15 protein-coding genes and 2 pseudogenes are annotated in these 16,514 nt (G+C 70.3%); 9 read left to right on the forward strand and 8 right to left on the reverse strand.

What is annotated here, in order from left to right; all coding sequences use genetic code 11:
- Positions 1 to 28: 28 nt before the first annotated feature.
- Entirely contained in the window at positions 29 to 313 is a 285-nt protein-coding gene (locus GEV07_09315; protein MQA02900.1) for a molybdopterin synthase sulfur carrier subunit, read from the reverse strand.
- Complete coding sequence (locus GEV07_09320; GenBank protein MQA02901.1) at positions 313 to 1,401, reverse strand: exo-alpha-sialidase; 1,089 nt, start codon at positions 1,399 to 1,401, stop codon at positions 313 to 315. Before GEV07_09320 ends, GEV07_09315 begins: the two co-directional genes overlap by 1 nt.
- Before the next feature lie 267 nt (positions 1,402 to 1,668).
- Between GEV07_09320 and GEV07_09325 the strand changes: the two are divergent.
- Positions 1,669 to 1,826: pseudogene (locus GEV07_09325) on the forward strand (nitroreductase family protein).
- Positions 1,827 to 1,833: 7 nt separating this feature from the next.
- Here GEV07_09325 and GEV07_09330 read toward each other — a convergent pair.
- Both GEV07_09330 and GEV07_09335 read right to left on the reverse strand, forming a co-directional pair.
- Complete coding sequence (locus GEV07_09330; protein ID MQA02902.1) at positions 1,834 to 2,352, reverse strand: AAA family ATPase; 519 nt, start codon at positions 2,350 to 2,352, stop codon at positions 1,834 to 1,836.
- Positions 2,353 to 2,354: 2 nt separating this feature from the next.
- Positions 2,355 to 3,689, reverse strand: a complete 1,335-nt coding sequence (locus tag GEV07_09335) for an MFS transporter (GenBank protein ID MQA02903.1) — start codon at positions 3,687 to 3,689, stop codon at positions 2,355 to 2,357.
- A 96-nt stretch (positions 3,690 to 3,785) separates the two neighbouring features.
- On the opposite strand from GEV07_09335, the gene GEV07_09340 reads away from it, so the two are divergent.
- Entirely contained in the window at positions 3,786 to 4,982 is a 1,197-nt protein-coding gene (locus GEV07_09340) for an amidohydrolase (protein ID MQA02904.1), read from the forward strand.
- Between the two features lie 66 nt (positions 4,983 to 5,048).
- Entirely contained in the window at positions 5,049 to 6,230 is a 1,182-nt protein-coding gene (locus GEV07_09345; protein ID MQA02905.1) for an isochorismate synthase, read from the forward strand.
- Here GEV07_09345 and GEV07_09350 read toward each other — a convergent pair whose 3' ends face one another.
- The 3 genes from GEV07_09350 to GEV07_09360 all read right to left on the reverse strand — a co-directional run bounded on the left by GEV07_09350 (position 6,231) and on the right by GEV07_09360 (position 8,656).
- Entirely contained in the window at positions 6,231 to 6,575 is a 345-nt protein-coding gene (locus GEV07_09350) for a tRNA-binding protein (protein MQA02906.1), read from the reverse strand.
- A gap of 189 nt (positions 6,576 to 6,764) precedes the next feature.
- Positions 6,765 to 8,162 (reverse strand): aminodeoxychorismate synthase component I, encoded by a 1,398-nt coding sequence (pabB, locus tag GEV07_09355; protein MQA02907.1) that lies wholly within the window; start codon positions 8,160 to 8,162, stop codon positions 6,765 to 6,767.
- Positions 8,163 to 8,203: 41 nt separating this feature from the next.
- Positions 8,204 to 8,656, reverse strand: a complete 453-nt coding sequence (locus GEV07_09360; GenBank protein ID MQA02908.1) for a hypothetical protein — start codon at positions 8,654 to 8,656, stop codon at positions 8,204 to 8,206.
- A gap of 472 nt (positions 8,657 to 9,128) precedes the next feature.
- On the opposite strand from GEV07_09360, the gene GEV07_09365 reads away from it, so the two are divergent.
- Positions 9,129 to 9,866, forward strand: coding sequence for a (Fe-S)-binding protein (locus GEV07_09365; protein ID MQA02909.1), 738 nt, complete (start codon positions 9,129 to 9,131; stop codon positions 9,864 to 9,866).
- Positions 9,866 to 11,314: an iron-sulfur cluster-binding protein gene (locus GEV07_09370; GenBank protein ID MQA02910.1), complete on the forward strand. Its 1,449-nt coding sequence runs from the start codon at positions 9,866 to 9,868 to the stop codon at positions 11,312 to 11,314. Before GEV07_09365 ends, GEV07_09370 begins: the two co-directional genes overlap by 1 nt.
- 362 nt (positions 11,315 to 11,676) lie before the next feature.
- Here the strand turns inward: GEV07_09370 and GEV07_09375 are convergent, their stop codons facing one another.
- A complete protein-coding gene (locus GEV07_09375) occupies positions 11,677 to 12,726 on the reverse strand; it encodes an aminotransferase class V-fold PLP-dependent enzyme (protein MQA02911.1) in 1,050 nt (349 codons plus the stop codon).
- Positions 12,727 to 12,836: 110 nt separating this feature from the next.
- Between GEV07_09375 and GEV07_09380 the strand changes: the two genes are divergently transcribed.
- The 4 genes and pseudogenes from GEV07_09380 to GEV07_09395 all read left to right on the forward strand — a co-directional run bounded on the left by GEV07_09380 (position 12,837) and on the right by GEV07_09395 (position 16,410).
- Complete coding sequence (locus GEV07_09380; GenBank protein MQA02912.1) at positions 12,837 to 13,472, forward strand: lactate utilization protein C; 636 nt, start codon at positions 12,837 to 12,839, stop codon at positions 13,470 to 13,472.
- Positions 13,473 to 13,522: 50 nt separating this feature from the next.
- Positions 13,523 to 14,424: pseudogene (locus tag GEV07_09385) on the forward strand (hypothetical protein).
- A gap of 10 nt (positions 14,425 to 14,434) precedes the next feature.
- Complete coding sequence (locus tag GEV07_09390) at positions 14,435 to 15,439, forward strand: methyltransferase domain-containing protein (GenBank protein MQA02913.1); 1,005 nt, start codon at positions 14,435 to 14,437, stop codon at positions 15,437 to 15,439.
- Between the two features lie 119 nt (positions 15,440 to 15,558).
- Entirely contained in the window at positions 15,559 to 16,410 is an 852-nt protein-coding gene (locus GEV07_09395; GenBank protein ID MQA02914.1) for an EamA family transporter, read from the forward strand.
- The last annotated feature ends 104 nt before the right edge of the window (positions 16,411 to 16,514 follow it).

Here is a 16,514-nt window from a genome sequence, read left to right on the forward strand (position 1 = left end):
CTGCGTCCGTGCCCACGAGTAGGCGACTCTAACCCCCGGACACCGCGGGCAGGATGGTGACCTCGTCGCCGGACGCGAGCTTCGTCTCGAGCAGCTGCGCGTCCCTGATGTTCCTGTCGCCGACGAACACGTTCACGTGCCGGCGCAGCCTGCCGGCCTCGTCCTGGATGCGGCGGTGCAGAACCGGCCGCTGCTCGGCGAGCCGGCCGAGCACCGTGCCGATGGTGGCGTCGGCCGGCACGTCGACGGCGACCTGCGACGCGCCGTCGGTGTACTGCCGCAGCGCGCCTGGCACCACTACGACAACCTCCATCACAGCGTCACCGCCCGCACCGACAGCACGTCGGGCAGGTTCCGCGCGATGGTCTGCCAGCTCTCTCCCTCGTCGTTGCTCGCGTACAGCTCGCCGTTGCGGCTGCCGAAGTACACCCCGGCCCGCTCGGCCGTGTCGGTGCACATCGCGTCGCGCAGCACGGTGGAGTAGTAGCCCTCCTGCTGCAGCCCGGCGGACAGCGCCCGCCAGCTCTCGCCCGCGTCGTCGGACCGGTACACCCGGCACGCCAGCTCGGGCGGCATCCGCTCACCGTCGGCGGTCAGCGGGAACAGGTAGACGGTGTCCGGCTTGTGCGGGTGCACCACGATCGGGAAACCGAAGTTGCTCGGCAACCCGGTCTCGATCTCCCGCCAGGAGTCACCGCCGTCGTCGCTGCGGTAGACGCCGTGGTGGTTCTGCGCGAACATCCGGTCCGGCCGGCCGGCGTGGCTCGCGACCTTGTGTACGCACTGGCCGTACTCGGGCTCGGGGTCCGGCATGAAGCGCACGGAGATGCCCTTGTTCGTCGGTGACCAGCTCGCCCCGCCGTCGGTGGTCCGGTAGACGCCGCCGGTGGACATGGCGACGGTGACCCGCTCGGTGTCCACCGGGTGCGGCACGATCGTGTGCACCGCCTGGCCACCGAACCCGGGGAACCAGTCCTTCCGGTGCGGGTGGTCCCAGAGACCCTCGACCAGCGTGAAGCTGTCGCCGCCGTCGACGGACTTGAACACCGCGCTCGGCTCGGTGCCGGCGTAGACCACGTCCGGCTGGCTCGCCGGCCCCGGCTGGACCTGCCACACCCGGGCGAGCGCCGCCCCGGTGCGTTCGGGGAACCGGACGGGCGCCTGCTCCGGCTCCACCCAGGTGGCGCCGAGGTCGTCGGAGTGGAACAGCGAAGGTCCCCAGTGTTCGCTGTCCGCCGCGGCGAACAGCCGCGGTGTCGCACGTCTGGTGTCGACGCCCACGGCGTAGACCGCGTTCATCGTGAACCGCAGCGGGTCGAACTGCCAGCCACTGCGGTCGCCGGTGCTGCGTGCGAGCACGAGTCCCTTGCGGGTGCCTACGAGCAGGAGCACTTCGGTCATCGCGATCCCTCCACGTCGTCCACGTATCGCTCAGTATCCGGCGAGGTGGCGTGGTGCGCTTCTTCAAACTTGCCGTACTCGACGGGACGGGCAACCGACCACGAGCCGGCCCGGTGGCCACCGGCCACTCACGCTCCGCGTGACCCACCCCACAGGCTGTGCAGGACCCTGCTGATCCGCGAGGCGATCTACGACCTGGTCAAGTGGGCACCGACGTCGGCGAACACGCAGCCGCTGCTCGCCACCGACCCGACCCGTACGGACAAGGCCACGTTCAACGCGGCACTGCAGGTCGGCTACGTGATCGTCGGCATCCGGGCCGCCGGACTCGCCGCCGGCCCAATGGTCGGCTTCGACCGCGCCGGGACGCCTACCACCCGCGCAACCCGCGGCTCGGCTACGACGAGGTCGTCCGCAGCGTCTGACCGCCCGTCAGCGGGCGGCTTCGATGGCCGCGACGATGTCGCCGACGATGCTCGCCCGGTCGCGGGTCACGTCCACGGTGACCCCGACCTCGTCCGGCTGCAACGGCTCCAGGTCGGCGAACTGGCTGTCGAGCAGGTCGGCCGGCATGAAGTCGTGCGTACGGCTGGCGACGCGCTGCGAGATGACCTCCCGGCTCGCCGCCAGGTGGACGAAGAACACCCCCTCGGCGCCGCCGCGGAGGATGTCGCGGTAGCTGCGCTTGAGCGCCGAGCACGCGACCACGCCACCGTCGCCGCCGCCCAGGCGCGAAGCGATCCACCCGGCCAGGTCGCGCAACCACGGCCGGCGGTCCTCGTCGTCGAGCGGCTCGCCGGCACGCATCTTCGCCACGTTCGCGGGCGGATGCCGCTCGTCGCCCTCGAGGAACTCGCACCCCAGCTGCGCGGCGACCCGCTGCCCGATCGTCGTCTTCCCGGACCCGGAGACACCCATCACGACGACCACCGTGGCGTGCGCTGCGTCCATCCTCACTCCTTCGCCTTCGGGGCGGCACCAAGCGCGATCGTCAGCACGCCGGCGCCGACCATCGCGGCGCCGACCGCCCACATCCCCGCGTTCTGGGTGCCGGTCAGGTCCGCGAGCGCTCCCGTGACGTACGGGGCGACGAAACCGGCCAGGTTGCCGATCGAGTTCACCAGGGCGATACCGCCGGCCGCTGCGGCACCGGTGAGGAACGTGGTGGGCAACGACCAGAACGTCGGCAGACCACAACACACCCCGACGGCACACACCGTCACCGCGATCATGGTCAGCAGCGGACTCTGCAGGTAGAGCGCGATGGGGATCGCCGCGCCGCCGACGATGGCCGGCAGCGCCACGTGCCACACCCGTTCCCTGGTGCGGTCCCCGTGGTGCGCCCACAGCACCATGGCGATCGCCGCGACCGCGTACGGCACGGCGGTGATCATGCCGACCTGCACCAGCGAATACTCCACCCCGAACTGCTGCTGGAAGCCGTCCACGATGGTGGGCAGGAAGAACGACAGCGCGTACAGGCCGTAGACGATGCCGAAGTAGACGAACGACAGCGCGATGACCCGCGGGTTGGTCAGCGCCTTGCGCAGCGGGAAGTGGAACTGCTGACCGGTCTCCGCCTCCTCCTGCGCCATCTCGGCGGCCAGCCATTCCCGCTGGTCCGGGGTCAGCCACTTCGCGTCCGCCGGCCGGTCGGTGAGGTAGAACCAGGTGACGAAGGCCAGCAGGATCGCCGGCAGGCCCTCGACGAGGAACATCACCCGCCAGCCGGCGAGCCCGGCCAGCCCGTCCGTGGCGTACATGATCGCCGTGGACAGCGGCGCGCCGAGCATCGACGAGATCGGCACCGCCGCGATGAACAGGGCGACGATCTTCGCCCGCTCCCGCTTCGGGAACCAGAACGTCAGGTACAGGATGATGCCGGGGAAGAAGCCGGCTTCCGCGACGCCGAGCAGCAGCCTGAGCACGTACAACGTGCCGGCGTTGGGCACGAACGCCATGGCGGCGGCGAGGATGCCCCAGGTCAGCATGATGCGGGCGATCCAGCGCCTGGCACCGAACTTGTGCAACGCGAGGTTGCTCGGCACCTCCAGCACCAGGTAGCCGATGAAGAACAGGCCGGACGCCAGCCCGAACATCGTCTCCGTCAGCGCCAGGTCCTCGCTCATGGTGAGCTTGGCGAAGCCGATGTTCGTACGGTCCAGGTAGTTGATGAAGTAGAGCAACGCGACGAACGGCAACAGCCGCATCGCCACCCGCCGGATCGTCCGCCGGCCCAGGTCGCTGTCGCTTCCCGCCGCGGCGGCCGGCACGGACGGCTCGGACATGCGCTCTCCTCGAGATGCGTGCGTTCGGTACCGCCGCCGATCATGCCGCGTATTCGAGGCTGGTGCCGGGCCGGGTCCGGTTGGCATACTCACCGCATGCCGACACTCGCCGCTCTACTCGACGACGCCCGTGCACTGCAGGAGCGGATCGTCGAGTTCCGTAGGAAACTGCACCGTCAACCGGAGATCGGCCTCGACCTGCCGATCACCCGGCAGGCCATCCTCGACGAGATCGCCGACCTCGGCCTGGACATCACGTTGTCCGAGCGTACGTCCGCCGTCATCGCGAAGCTGACCGGCGGCAAGCCGGGCCCGACGGTGATCCTGCGTGGCGACATGGACGCGTTGCCGCTGAAGGAGGACACCGGCCTGCCGTTCGCGTCCGAGTTCCCCGGCGTGATGCACGCGTGCGGGCACGACACGCACGTGGCGATGCTCGCCGGTGCCGCCCGCCTGCTGGCCGGCCGCCGCGACGAGCTGGCCGGCAACGTCGTGTTCTTCTTCCAGCCCGGCGAGGAGGGCGACGGCGGCGCGCGGATCGTCCTCGAGGAGGGGCTGCTCGACTACCCGCGCGACTCGGTGGCGGGTGCGTTCGCCCTGCATATCTCGACGTCGGAGCACACCGGGGTGGTCTCGCTACGCCGCGGCGCGCAGCTCGCCGCCGCGGACACCTTCCGTGTCACGGTCACCGGCAGGGGCGGGCACGCGTCGTCACCGGCGGCCGCGAACGACCCGATCCCCGTGGCCTGCGAGATGGTAACCGCGCTGCAGACGGTGATGACCAGGCGGGTGAAGGCGTTCGACCCGGCGATCCTCACGGTGGCGCACCTGGTCGCCGGCACCACCACGAACGTGATCCCGGCGACAGCGTCCATCGAGGGCACGATCAGGACGCTGTCCGAGGACGTCCGTACGGCCGTGCACGAGCACCTGCGCCGGGTGGTGGCCGGTGTCGCAGCCGCCCACGACATGACCGCCGAGGTGGACATCGAGCTGGGTTACCCGGTGACGGTCAACGACGACGCGTTCGCGGAGCGCGTCCACACCGTCACGACCGACCTGCTCGGCGAGCACGCGAAGTGGATGGACCAGCCGATCATGGGCGCCGAGGACTTCTCCTACGTCCTCCAGGCGTACCCGGGTGCGATGGCGTTCATCGGCGCCTGCCCGCCCGACCAGGACACCGGCTCCGTCCCGTGGAACCACTCCAACCTGGTCGTCTTCGACGAGGCGGCGTTCAGCTCCGGCATCGCCACGCACGCGGCGGTCACCCTGGACCTGATCGGCAGCTGACGAGTGTGACCAGTCAGACGCGCCCGTCCCGCGGCGACCGGTCGCCCGGTCCGTGATGATGAAGGTATGAGCGACCGCACCACGGGGACGGCGAACCTGCTGGCCACCTACCGTGCCGGGCAGACGTTCTTCGCCACCAGGCGCGGCATGCTGCTCGGCGAGGGGGTCCGGGCGACGCTCCCGGCGACCGACGGCGACCAGGCCTGGGCCACGCTGCCGGCGCGGGCCACCGCCCTGGTCGAGGCGGCCGCCGCAGACGGCTCCGGTGCCGTCGTCGCCGGTGCCATCCCGTTCGAGCGGACGGCGGCCCCGCACCTGTTCGTGCCCGAGGTGGTGCGCCACAACGGCCCGGTGGACGCCGAGGTCGACCGGTACGAGCCACCGGCGGCCACCCGCTGGCAGGTGCGCCACGACCCGCCGGCCGACGGCTACGCGGCCGCGGTGGCCGAGGCGGTGAGCCGGTTCGGCACGACACCGCTGGAGAAGGTGGTGCTGGCCAGGACCGTGCACCTCACCACGACGCCGGCGCCCGACCCGGCCGGCATCCTCACCGCGCTGGCCGCCAGGGACCCGCGCGGCAACACGTTCGCGGTGCCGGTGCCAGGCACCGACCCGCAGGTGCCGCGCACCTTCCTCGGCGCCAGCCCCGAGCTGCTCATCGGCCGGTACGGCGACCGTGTGGTCGCGAACCCGTACGCCGGCTCCGCGCCGCGCAGCGCCGACCCGGTCGAGGACGAACGCCTGGGCAGCGAGCTGCTCCGCTCGGCGAAGAACCTGCACGAGCACGCGGTCGTCGTCGACGACATCGAGCGCCTGCTGCGGCCGTTCTGCCGGTCGCTGTCGCTGTCCCCGGCTCCCGAGCTGGTCAGCACCCGGTCGATGTGGCACCTCGCCACCCGCATCGAGGGCGTGCTCGCCGACCCCGCGACCACCGCCCTCGACGTCGCCTGCGCACTGCACCCGACACCTGCGGTGTGCGGCACCCCGACCGAGCTGGCGTACCGGACGATCGCCGAGCTCGAGCCGTTCGACCGCGGCTACTACGCGGGCATGGTCGGCTGGCTGGACGCCGACGGCGACGGCGAGTGGGTGGTGGCGATCAGGAGCGCCGAGGTCGAGGGCGACCGGCTGCGGCTGTTCGCCGGGGCCGGGATCGTCGACGGCTCCGTACCCGCCGACGAGATGCAGGAGACGTCGGCGAAGTTCCGCACCGTGCTCGACGCGATCGGCGTCCAGGCGGACCTGTAGTCAGCCGATGATGTCACCGGGCTCAGGGCCCGGCTGGTCCGCCGACAGCAGGTGGACGGTGCCGTCGGTCGCGTAGGCGCCGATCATCAGGAACTCGCTCTTCACCCCGGCGATCTGCCGACTGCCGATGTTGACCACGCCGATGACCAACCGGCCGCGGAGGTCGTCGGGCGAGTAGTGCGAGACCTGCGCGCTCGTAGTACGTACCCCGAGTAGACCGAAGTCCACGTCGACCACGTACGCGGCGCTGCGCGCAGTCTCGTGTGGCCGGACGTCGACTACGCGGCCGACGCGGATGTCGAGGTCGAAGAAGCTGCTCGGCTCGACTTCGGGTTTCGGTCGCATGCTGCCAAGTCTGTCGAAGGTCGTCGGGCGACATCACCAAGATCAACTTCGCACAGCGGACCATATCAAATATTGAGACAACCGTCGCGTTTCGTCACCATATGCAGTCGGACAGCGAGGCGGACCACCACATTCCGCGCGCCGACAGGACTGCTGATCGCGGAGCGTGGTCAGCCTCGGCGCGTCGGGTCAGCCGGTGAACTCCGCGCCCAGCAACCGGAGCAGCGGCGTCGCCTTCACCGCCGTCTCCTCGTACTCGGCGACCGGGTCGGAGTCGGCGACGATCGCCCCGCCGACGCCGTAGCTCACCAGGCCGCGGGCGACCACCGCGGTACGTATCACCATGGCCAGGTCGAGCGCCCCGTCGACGCCGAGCCAGCCCAACGCGCCCGAGTACACCCCGCGCGGCCCGCCCTCCAGCTCGTCCAGCAGCTCCATGGTGCGCAGCTTCGGCGCGCCGGTCATCGACCCGCCGGGGAACGCCGCCCGGACGCAGTCGACGGCCGTACGGTCGGCGCGCAGCCGCGCCTGCACCGTGCTGACCAGCTGGTGCACGGTCGCGTACGTCTCGACCTCGAACAACCCGGCGACCTCGACCGAACCGGGTTCGGCGACCCTGGCCAGGTCGTTGCGTACCAGGTCGACGATCATCAGGTTCTCCGCGCGGTCCTTCGGGTTGGCCGCCAGCTCCGCGGCGAGCGCGGCGTCCTCGGCCGCGTCCCGGCCGCGCGGCCGAGTGCCCTTGATCGGTCGCGACTGCGCCACCCCGTCCCTGCCGACGGCGAGGAAGCGTTCAGGCGACGTGCTCAGCACCGCCACGTCACCGAACCTGAGGTACGCCGCGTACGGGGCGGGCGCGACCTGCCGCAGCCGCCGGTACGCCTGCCACGGGTCGAACCCGGCCGGCGCCTCGACCATGTTGGTGAGGCACAGCTCGTAGCTGTCGCCGACCCTGATCGCCTGGTGGCACCGGTCGACCAACTGGAGGTACTCGGTGCGGCCGTGCCGCAGCCGTAGCGGGGTGGCGTCGACGCCGAACTGCGGCGGCTCCGCGGGTGCCAGGTCGGCGAGCCGGTCGCCGGTCTCCGTCAGCCACTGTTCCGCGGTGCCCGACCCGTCGTCGAGCGCGAACAGGTAGGTGCGCGCGGAGATCGCGTCGATCGCGACGACGCGGTCCGCGAACAGCAACGCGGCATCCGGGTTGGGTGCCCGGTGCGCGCGGGCACCGCCGCACTCGGCCTTCAGCTCGTACCCGAGGTACCCCACCCAGCCGACCTGGAACGGCACGTCGGCGTCGGCCATCGTCACCGGCCGCTCGTGGTGTGCCCCCAGCCAGTCGAAGAACGGCATGGACAGCTGCTCGGCGGCACCCGAGGAGTCGGCGACGGTCACGGTGCCCGCCCACACGTCGGCCGTGACCACCTGCGCGAGCGGCCCGCCCGCGTCACCGAGGAACGACCACCGCGCCTGCCGGTCACCGGGCCGCGAGCTGTCGAGCCAGAACCCGTACGGGCTGTCGCGGTAGAGCGCGGCGAACGCCGCCTCCGCATCCACCGCCTCCGGCAACCGCCGAGCCCGCACCCACATGCGCCGATTCTCGACCACGACGCAGCGCCCCGCCCCGCGGGTCAGGAACCGGCGACGAGCTCACTGCGCGACTCGACCACCGTCACCCGGAAGCTCGCCGACCGGCCGACGGCAGGCAACGAGCCGCCGTCCCCGTCCGACCCGACCCAGCTCGCGCCCCAGCGCACCGTCACCCGCACCGTGTAGGTACCGGACTCCTCGTACGCGTGCGTGCAAGCCGCGTCCTCGTCGGCGTCCTTCGCGTACGAGACCCCCGGCGCGGCACACGTCACCGGATCGTCCCCAGGATCGACGACCACCGTCCTGGCCGACGCCGTCACCGTCGCCCAGTTGTCTCCGGCCCGAGCAGTCGCGCTGCGCGAACCGTGTTGCGCCTCGCCCAGCCAGAACCAGGTAGGCATCCGCACCAGCATCCGCTTGTCCTTCGGCGGCGCAGTCCGCACCACCGGCGCCGGCACAGGCAACCGCTCGTAAGCCCGCTCGGACAACGTCACCGCCGACGGCCCGTCCTCCTCGCCGGAGGGGCCGCGCGTACAGGGCCCGTAGTCGACCTGGTCATAAGCCCGGCTGCCACACCGTCTCCTGACACGAGATCGCCGGGTCGTTGATGCCAGCCCGTTGGCGGGGCAGCCGCCGTCGTCGACAAGGTCAGGGCACGCACCGCGCCGAGGGCGGCGCTCACGACCAGCCTCACGCCGGGGGTGAACACGTCTGCCTCAGATCCCTCGTGGCACTGACCCGCCAACCGTCCTTGGATCGAGTGAGCGTGTTCTTGACGAACGCAAAGTCGTCGAGCCCCTTGTCGACCCGTTCGCCAGTCTCTTCGTCGATCATCCGGAACTGGCTTTGATCGACGACAAGACGGTCACTTGATCGCCTCGACCTGCTTCTCGTCGGACAGGCCCTTGGTGCTCTTCGGCGAGGAGTTGGGTGACTCGCTGGTCGAGCTCCGCGTAGGGTTGCCGCGTGCGCGTCGGGCTCTTTGTTACCTGTATCAATGACGCGGTGTTGCCGGAGACCGGGAAGGCGACGGTCCGGTTGCTCGAGCGGCTCGGGTGCACCGTGGCGTTTCCGATGGGTCAGACGTGTTGTGGGCAGATGCACTTCAACACCGGGTACCGGCCGGAGTGCGTGCCGCTGGTGCGGCGGTTCGTGGACGCGTTCCGCGGTTACGACGCGGTGGTCGTGCCGTCGGGGTCGTGTACGGGGATGATTCGCCACTACCACTCGGTCGTGGCGGAGGAAGCCGGCGACCGGGCGCTGCAGGACGCGGTCACGGAGACGGTGCCGCGGGTCTACGAGCTCAGTGAGTTCCTCGTGGACGTGCTCGGCCGGGTGGACGTGGGAGCGACGTTCCCGCACCGGGTCACGTACCACCCGACGTGCCACTCGCTGCGGCTGCTCGAGGTCGGGGACCGGCCGCTGCGGCTGCTCGGCGCGGTGCGCGGGATCGACCTGGTGGACCTGCCCGCGGCCAGCGAGTGCTGCGGGTTCGGCGGCACCTTCGCGCTGAAGAACGCCGACGTGTCCACGGCGATGGGCGCGGACAAGGTCGCGCACGTCCGGCAGACCGGCGCCGAGGTGGTCGTTGCGGGTGACAACTCGTGCCTCACCCACATCGGCGGGCTGCTCAGCCGGCTACGTACGGGCGTACGCACCATGCACCTCGCCGAGGTGCTCGCCGCCACCGGAGGTGATCGCTGATGTCGACGTTCATGGGGATGCCGGCCTTCCCCGAGGCGGCCAAACACGCACTGGCCGACACCCAGCTGCGCCGCAACCTCGCACACGCCACGTCGACGATCCGCGCGAAGCGCGAGCAGGCCATCGGCGAGCTGCCGGACTGGCCGGAGCTGAGGCAGGCGGCAGCGGCGATCAAGGACCACACGCTGCGCCACCTGGACACCTACCTCGAGCAGTTCGAAGGCGCGGTGCAGCAGGCCGGCGGCCACGTGCACTGGGCGCGCGACGACACCGAAGCCTGCCGCATCGTGCTCGACCTCGTCCGCGCGCACCAGGCCGACGACGTGGTGAAGGTCAAGTCGATGGCCACCCAGGAGATCGGCCTGAACGAGGCGCTTGGCGCGGCCGGCGTCGCCGCGTGGGAGACCGACCTCGCCGAGCTGATCGTGCAACTGGGCGACGACGCGCCCAGCCACTTCCTCGTCCCCGCCATCCACCGCAACCGCACCGAGATCAAGGAGATCTTCCAGCGCGAGATGGCCGCCGTCGGCCGCCCGGCACCTGCCGACCTCACCGACGAGCCCCGCCGGCTCGCCGAAGCGGCCCGGCTGCACCTGCGGGAGAAGTTCCTCCGTGCGAAGGTCGGCATCTCCGGCGCCAACTTCGCCGTCGCCGACACCGGGACGCTGGTCGTCGTGGAGTCCGAGGGCAACGGCCGGATGTGCCTGACGCTGCCCGAGGTGCTCATCTCCGTGGTCGGCATCGAGAAGCTCGTACCGAGCTGGACGGACCTGGAGACGTTCCTGCAGGTGCTGCCTCGGTCGTCCACCGCCGAGCGGATGAACCCGTACACCTCGACCTGGAGCGGAGTCACCCCGGGCGACGGGCCACAGGAGGTGCACGTGGTGCTGCTCGACAACGGCCGCAGCCGGGCGCTCGCCGACACCGTCGGCCGGCAGGCGCTGCGCTGCATCCGCTGTTCCGCCTGCCTCAACGTCTGCCCGGTGTACGAGCGGGTCGGCGGCCACGCGTACGGCTCGGTGTACCCCGGGCCGATCGGTGCGATCCTGAACCCGCTGTTGCACGGGACGACCGACCCGCACGACGCCGCACTGCCGTACGCGTCCACCCTCTGCGGTGCCTGTTACGAGGTGTGCCCGGTCGCGATCGACATCCCGTCGGTGCTGGTGGAGCAGCGCGCGGCGGCCGTCGACACGAAACGACAGTCACGCAAACCCGACCCGGAGCGGGCGGCGATGCGGGCGGCGGCGTGGTTGTTCGCCGAGCCCAACCGACTGGCCCGGGCGGAACGGGCCGCGTCGGCTACCCGCGCAGTGACCGGTCGGATCCGTCGACTGCCGCGGCCGATTGCCGGCTGGACGGACTCTCGTGACATCCCCTCGCCGCCACGAGAATCCTTCCGCGCCTGGTGGCGGCGCACCCGTGGCTCGGACAGCACCCACGGGTAGCCGACAACAGCCGCGGCCTCCACGTCCGATCAGGAGTGAACGTGACCGCCCTGGAGATGCGTCCTCAGGTACGCGATCTTGTCGTCTCGCTCCATATACTCGTCGACGCCTTCGGCCAGCCATCGCCAAGCCTCTGCGTCGTATCCCGCCAGGTCGAGCCACCACACGTTGCGCTCACCCGACACGACGACCTCCTTTACGGTCCCCGAGCCAGACGACATCTTCTCTTTCGCGGATCGGTAGCCGGACCGTCGGTATTACGGAGTACGGCTGCACCAAGACGCACGGTGAGATCGGGGCCGTTACTCGTTACTGAGCGAAGTGTCGCGAGGTCGCGGAGGTACCACTCGCGCGCTCTACGGTCAGCCCTGCAACGCCGCTACTGCGAGGTCGACGTCGGCCTCGGTGTTCCAGAGGTGGAAGCCGAGCCGGACGTTGCCGGCCCGCGCCGAGACCGCGCATCCCGCCGCCCGCAGCTTCTCCGCGGCCGACCCTTCGGGGTCGGGCAGCGTCACGATCGCACTGCCCGTAGGGTCCGCGCCGACGCGCTTGCGGAGCAGGTCAGCCAGCGCGCTGTCGTGCGCGTACACCTCGGCGGGCGGCACGCTGGTGAACAGCTCGAGCGCGGGCACGGCACCGACCCAGCAGTGCCAGGCCGGTGAGATGTCGAACCGCTGGGCCGTCGACGCGAGCTGCATCTCCGGTCCGTAGATCGAGTCCCACCTCGACTCGCCCGCGTACCAGCCCGCGTAGAGCGGGCGGAGCCAGTCGAGGCGCTCCGGCCGGACGGTGAGGAAAGCCGTTCCCCGTGGGTGGCACAGCCACTTGTACCCACCGCACACGGTGATGTCGAAGCGGCTCGCATCGACCGGCAGCCAGCCGGCGGCCTGGGTGACGTCACACATGGTGAGCGCTCCGGCGGCGGTAGCCGCGTCCCGCACCGCGTCCGCGTCGGCCACCTCGCCGGTCGCCGACTGGGCGAGCGAGTACGCGACCAGGGTGGTCTCCGTTCGTACGGCGTCGGCCAGCTCGGCCAGCGGCACGTGCCGTACCCGCACGCCGCGATCGGCGTGGACGAGGAACGGATACACCACCGAGGAGAAGTCGCCTGCAGGCACGACCACGTCGGCGCCGTCGGGCAGCGCCGCGGCGACCAACCCCGCCCACACGGAGACCTGGTTGCCGACCGCGACCCACTCGCCTGGCACGCCGACGAGCTTGGCGTACAGCTCGCGACACCGCTCGACGGCGGTGTCGTACCCCGGTGCGGACGCGTCCCCGCCTGCCCAGACCTCCAGCTCGGTGTGCAGCGCACGCAACGTCGACTGGGTCGGCAGGCCGATGGTCGGAGCGGCGAAGTGTCCTGGCGGTGGTTCAGGCCATTCACGGCGGACGAGCTGTGACAGTTCCACAGCCGCGAGTCTCTCGCAGAAGTCGGGTTCGCGCACCGCCGTAACAGCGGGTGGTGAAGGCGCACAGCAGCGAGGGTGGCTTACCGTGAGGGAGTGCGAGGTGTACGCCCATGAGCAGGGCAAGGGACGAGATCTTGGCGCGGGTCCGCGGCGCGCTGCGTGACGTACCACGAAGTGAGACGGCGACAGAACCGTCGATACCGCGGGCGTACGGCCGGGGTGCCGACCCGGACACGGACGTGGCGGCGCTGTTCACCGACAGGGTCGAGCACTACCGCGCCACGGTCCGCCGGATCGCCGCAGCCGAGCTGGCGACCGCCGTCGCGGACCGGCTCGCCGAGCGAACCGTCGGCCGGCTCGTCGTCCCCGCCGACCTGCCCGCGGAGTGGCTGGACGCGACCAGCGCAGAGGTGGTCCGCGACGACGGCGACCACACCGCGGACGACCTCGACCGGATCGACGCCGTGCTGACCGGCTGCGTGGTCGCCGTCGCTGAGACCGGCACGATCGTGCTGGACGCCGGCCGCCACCAGGGCCGCCGCGCGATCAGCCTGGTGCCCGACTACCACCTCTGTGTCGTGCATGCGGACCAGGTCGTCGGTACGGTGCCGGAGGCGATCGGCCGGCTCGACCCCGGCCGACCGCTCACCTGGATCAGCGGGCCGTCCGCGACCAGCGACATCGAGCTGGACCGTGTCGAGGGTGTGCACGGCCCGCGTACGCTCGACGTGCTGCTCGTCGGCTAACCGCCTGCCGCTGTTCATCTCGTCGCGGTGGCCGAGCTCCACGACCCGTACTGCGTCACCGGCCATGGCGCTACGACTACGAGCACGAGCGGCCGCTGCACGACGCGCTCGACCACGGGTTCACCAGCGTGGAGGTGACGTCTGGTTGGTCGGCGGCGAGCTGCTGGTCGCGCACGACCTCGCTGACGTCGACCCGACCCGCACGATGGAGAGCCTCTACCTTGACCCGCTGCGCGCGATCGTCAAGGCGAACGGCGGCAGCGTCCACCCCGGCGACGACGGACGGTTCCAGCTGCTCGTCGACGTGAAGAGCGAGGCGGTCAGCACGTACCGGGCGCTGCACAGGACACTGCGGGAGTACCCGGACATCATGACCCGCTGGGTCGGCGGTCAACCCAAGCAGCGGGCGGTGGACGCGGTGGTCAGCGGGAACCGCGCGCTCGAGGTCATGACCGACCAGCGGGTCAGGTACGCCGGGTACGACGGCAGGCTGGCCGACCTCGACTCCGGCCCGCCGCCCACGGTCATGCCGCTGGTCAGCGACAACTGGACCAACCACTTCAGCTGGACCGGCGACGGCCCGATGCCCGCGGACGAACGGGCCAGGTTGCGCGCGCTCGTCGCGACCGCGCACGACAACGGCTACCTGGTGCGGATCTGGGCGACTCCCGACGAGCCCGGCGAAGCACGTGAAGCGGTCTGGCAGGAGCTCGTCGACGCGGGCGTCGACTACCTGAACACCGACGATCTCGCCGGCCTGCAGGACTTCCTCACCGCCAGGGCGCCGGCGCGCCTGATCGGACCCGCAATCCGTTGGCTACCAACGGGTAACGTCACCCGGCCGGGTGAATCTCCTGCGCACGAACGAGGCAACGTGCAATTGTCTAAACGGTCTCGCACTGTAATGTTCTGGTTGCACCGGGTTGCGTTTGACGGGCGGTCACCGTGTTAACGTTTTGTGGATGGGAGCGCAAGCCACTGTCGGGGGCAAGGCACGGCGAGCGGCGCGGGTAGCGGTTGGACTTGCTCGTCCATCGTCCCGCCCGAGGTACGTCGCGGCGGTCCGACGCCGCCTCCGGTCCAACGAGTTCTCTTCCGGCGACCCGAACGAGATCTGTCTCGTCTGTGGAGCAGGCCGGCCCAAGCGGAAGACCATCAGGTACTCCAAGGACCCCAACACGGTCTGCGACGTTCGCGTCTGCCGGCGCTGTGGCCACGTCGGCAACCCGGACAACGTGCACGACTACCGCAACTTCCAGAAGCTGGAGAAGCTCCCGCTGCGCGCCCGGGTGGGCACGGAACAACGGCAGGGCAGGGAGTTCTACATGGCCAAGATGGCGGCCGAGATGCTCGGCCGCCCGAACCTCAGCGTGCTCGTCTACGGCGCCGGACGCAGCTTCGACAACAAGCACATCGAGGCGTTGCCCAACGTGCACCGCGTCGCCGTCGCCGACGTGATGAAGCTCAGGGACGACACCGAGTTCGTCGACATCAACCAGCCCGCGAATCAGAAGTTCTCGCTGGTGCTCGCGAGTGAGGTCGTGGAGCATTTCCTGAACCCGCAGGAGGACTTCCAGAGCCTCTTCAACTACGTCGAGGACGACGGTCTGCTGCTCTGCTCGACGAACGTCTACGACGGCAGCGACCTGGCGAAGCACAAGTACATCTTCATTCCCGGGCACACGTCGTACTACACGCCGGAGGCGCTGGCGCACATCGCCCGCAGCAACGGCTACTACATCGACTTCAGGGTGCCGTGGGTGGCGACCGGCTACGGCGGGCCGCGCAAGCGCTACCTGTTCCTCACCAAGGACCTCTCGCTGCTCACCAACATCGCCTGCTACTTCGGCAAGCGCATGTACGCGCCCTCGGAGCGTCCGCACGCGGACACCGAGCTCGCTGAGGCCATCGCGGCGGAGAAGAAGCAGGCAGCACAGCAGAAGCAGGACAAGGCCGCCGGCGACTGACCCACCCCCGCAGCTGGCTGGCGTCAGTTGCGTAGTGCACCGGAGATACTGGCATGGTGCCCCGCCGTCATGTCCTGCTCGCGTTGTTCGTCGTCGTCATCTGAGGCGTCAACTTCGTCATCGTGGACATCGGCCTGGAGACGTTCCCGCCGCTGCTCTTCGTGGCCCTGCGGTACGTGGTGGCGCTGTTCCCCGCGGTGCTGTTCGTCCCCCGGCCGAAGACCAAGATGCGGTACGTCGTCGCAGTGGGGACGTTCATCGGCTGTGGCCAGTTCTCCCTGCTCTTCGTCGGCATGCACCTGGGCATGCCGCCCGGGCTCAGCTCCATCGTGCTGCAGGCCCAGGCGATCTTCACCGTGGTGTTCGCGCTGGCAGCGCTGCGGGAGCGGCCGACGGGTCACCAGCTGGCCGGGCTGCTGATCGCGACCTCGGGGATCGTCGTGATCGCCGTCAACCGCAGCCTGCACACGGAGTTGTTCCCGCTCCTGCTCGTCGTCGCCACCGCGGCGTCTTGGGGTATCGGCAACATCGCGTCGCGGCGCGCGTCGGCCGACGGGCTCTCGCTGATCGTCTGGTCGAGCTTCATCCCGCCGATCCCGCTCTTCGTGCTCTCCCTGCTGTTCGAGGGACCGGCGGCGATCGCGCAGGCGTTCACGACGCTGTCGTGGAGCGGCGTCGGCGCGCTGCTCTACCTGGCGGTGCTCGCCACCCTGGTCGGGTTCGGCATCTGGGCATCCCTGCTGCGGCAGCATCCGGCCGCGGCGGTAGCCCCGTTCTCGTTGCTGGTGCCGGTCGTCGACATCGCCACCGCCTGGTTGGTGCGTGGCGAGTGGATGTCGGTCGCCGAGCTCGGCGGCGGCGTGCTCGTGCTCGTCGGCCTGATGGTGCTCAACCAGGTGCTGCGCCGGCGGCGGCCGAGCCGGCCTGCGCAGGTCAGCGCGGTGACGGTGAGTGACCGCACCGCAGATTAATTTGACAACCGTTTCCAATAAGACGAGTCTGATCGGTGAGGAGCCTTTTATGTCCTGAGGAGAGCCAGTGCCCGGTCCGCGAGGTCGTGTCAGTTCGTGGCGTG

It is taken from the genome of Streptosporangiales bacterium, assembly GCA_009379825.1.
Classification (GTDB): Bacteria; Actinomycetota; Actinomycetes; order Streptosporangiales; family WHST01; genus WHST01.

Excerpts from the sequence above, each read along its gene's own strand:
- GEV07_09315 (MQA02900.1), bottom strand. The coding sequence starts at position 313 with ATGGAGGTTGTCGTAGTGGTGCCAGGCGCGCTGCGGCAGTACACCGAC.
- GEV07_09320 (MQA02901.1), bottom strand. The coding sequence starts at position 1,401 with ATGACCGAAGTGCTCCTGCTCGTAGGCACCCGCAAGGGACTCGTGCTC.
- GEV07_09330 (MQA02902.1), bottom strand. The coding sequence starts at position 2,352 with ATGGACGCAGCGCACGCCACGGTGGTCGTCGTGATGGGTGTCTCCGGG.
- GEV07_09335 (MQA02903.1), bottom strand. The coding sequence starts at position 3,689 with ATGTCCGAGCCGTCCGTGCCGGCCGCCGCGGCGGGAAGCGACAGCGAC.
- GEV07_09340 (MQA02904.1), top strand. The coding sequence starts at position 3,786 with ATGCCGACACTCGCCGCTCTACTCGACGACGCCCGTGCACTGCAGGAG.
- GEV07_09345 (MQA02905.1), top strand. The coding sequence starts at position 5,049 with ATGAGCGACCGCACCACGGGGACGGCGAACCTGCTGGCCACCTACCGT.
- GEV07_09350 (MQA02906.1), bottom strand. The coding sequence starts at position 6,575 with ATGCGACCGAAACCCGAAGTCGAGCCGAGCAGCTTCTTCGACCTCGAC.
- pabB (MQA02907.1), bottom strand. The coding sequence starts at position 8,162 with ATGTGGGTGCGGGCTCGGCGGTTGCCGGAGGCGGTGGATGCGGAGGCG.
- GEV07_09370 (MQA02910.1), top strand. The coding sequence starts at position 9,866 with ATGTCGACGTTCATGGGGATGCCGGCCTTCCCCGAGGCGGCCAAACAC.
- GEV07_09380 (MQA02912.1), top strand. The coding sequence starts at position 12,837 with ATGAGCAGGGCAAGGGACGAGATCTTGGCGCGGGTCCGCGGCGCGCTG.
- GEV07_09390 (MQA02913.1), top strand. The coding sequence starts at position 14,435 with ATGGGAGCGCAAGCCACTGTCGGGGGCAAGGCACGGCGAGCGGCGCGG.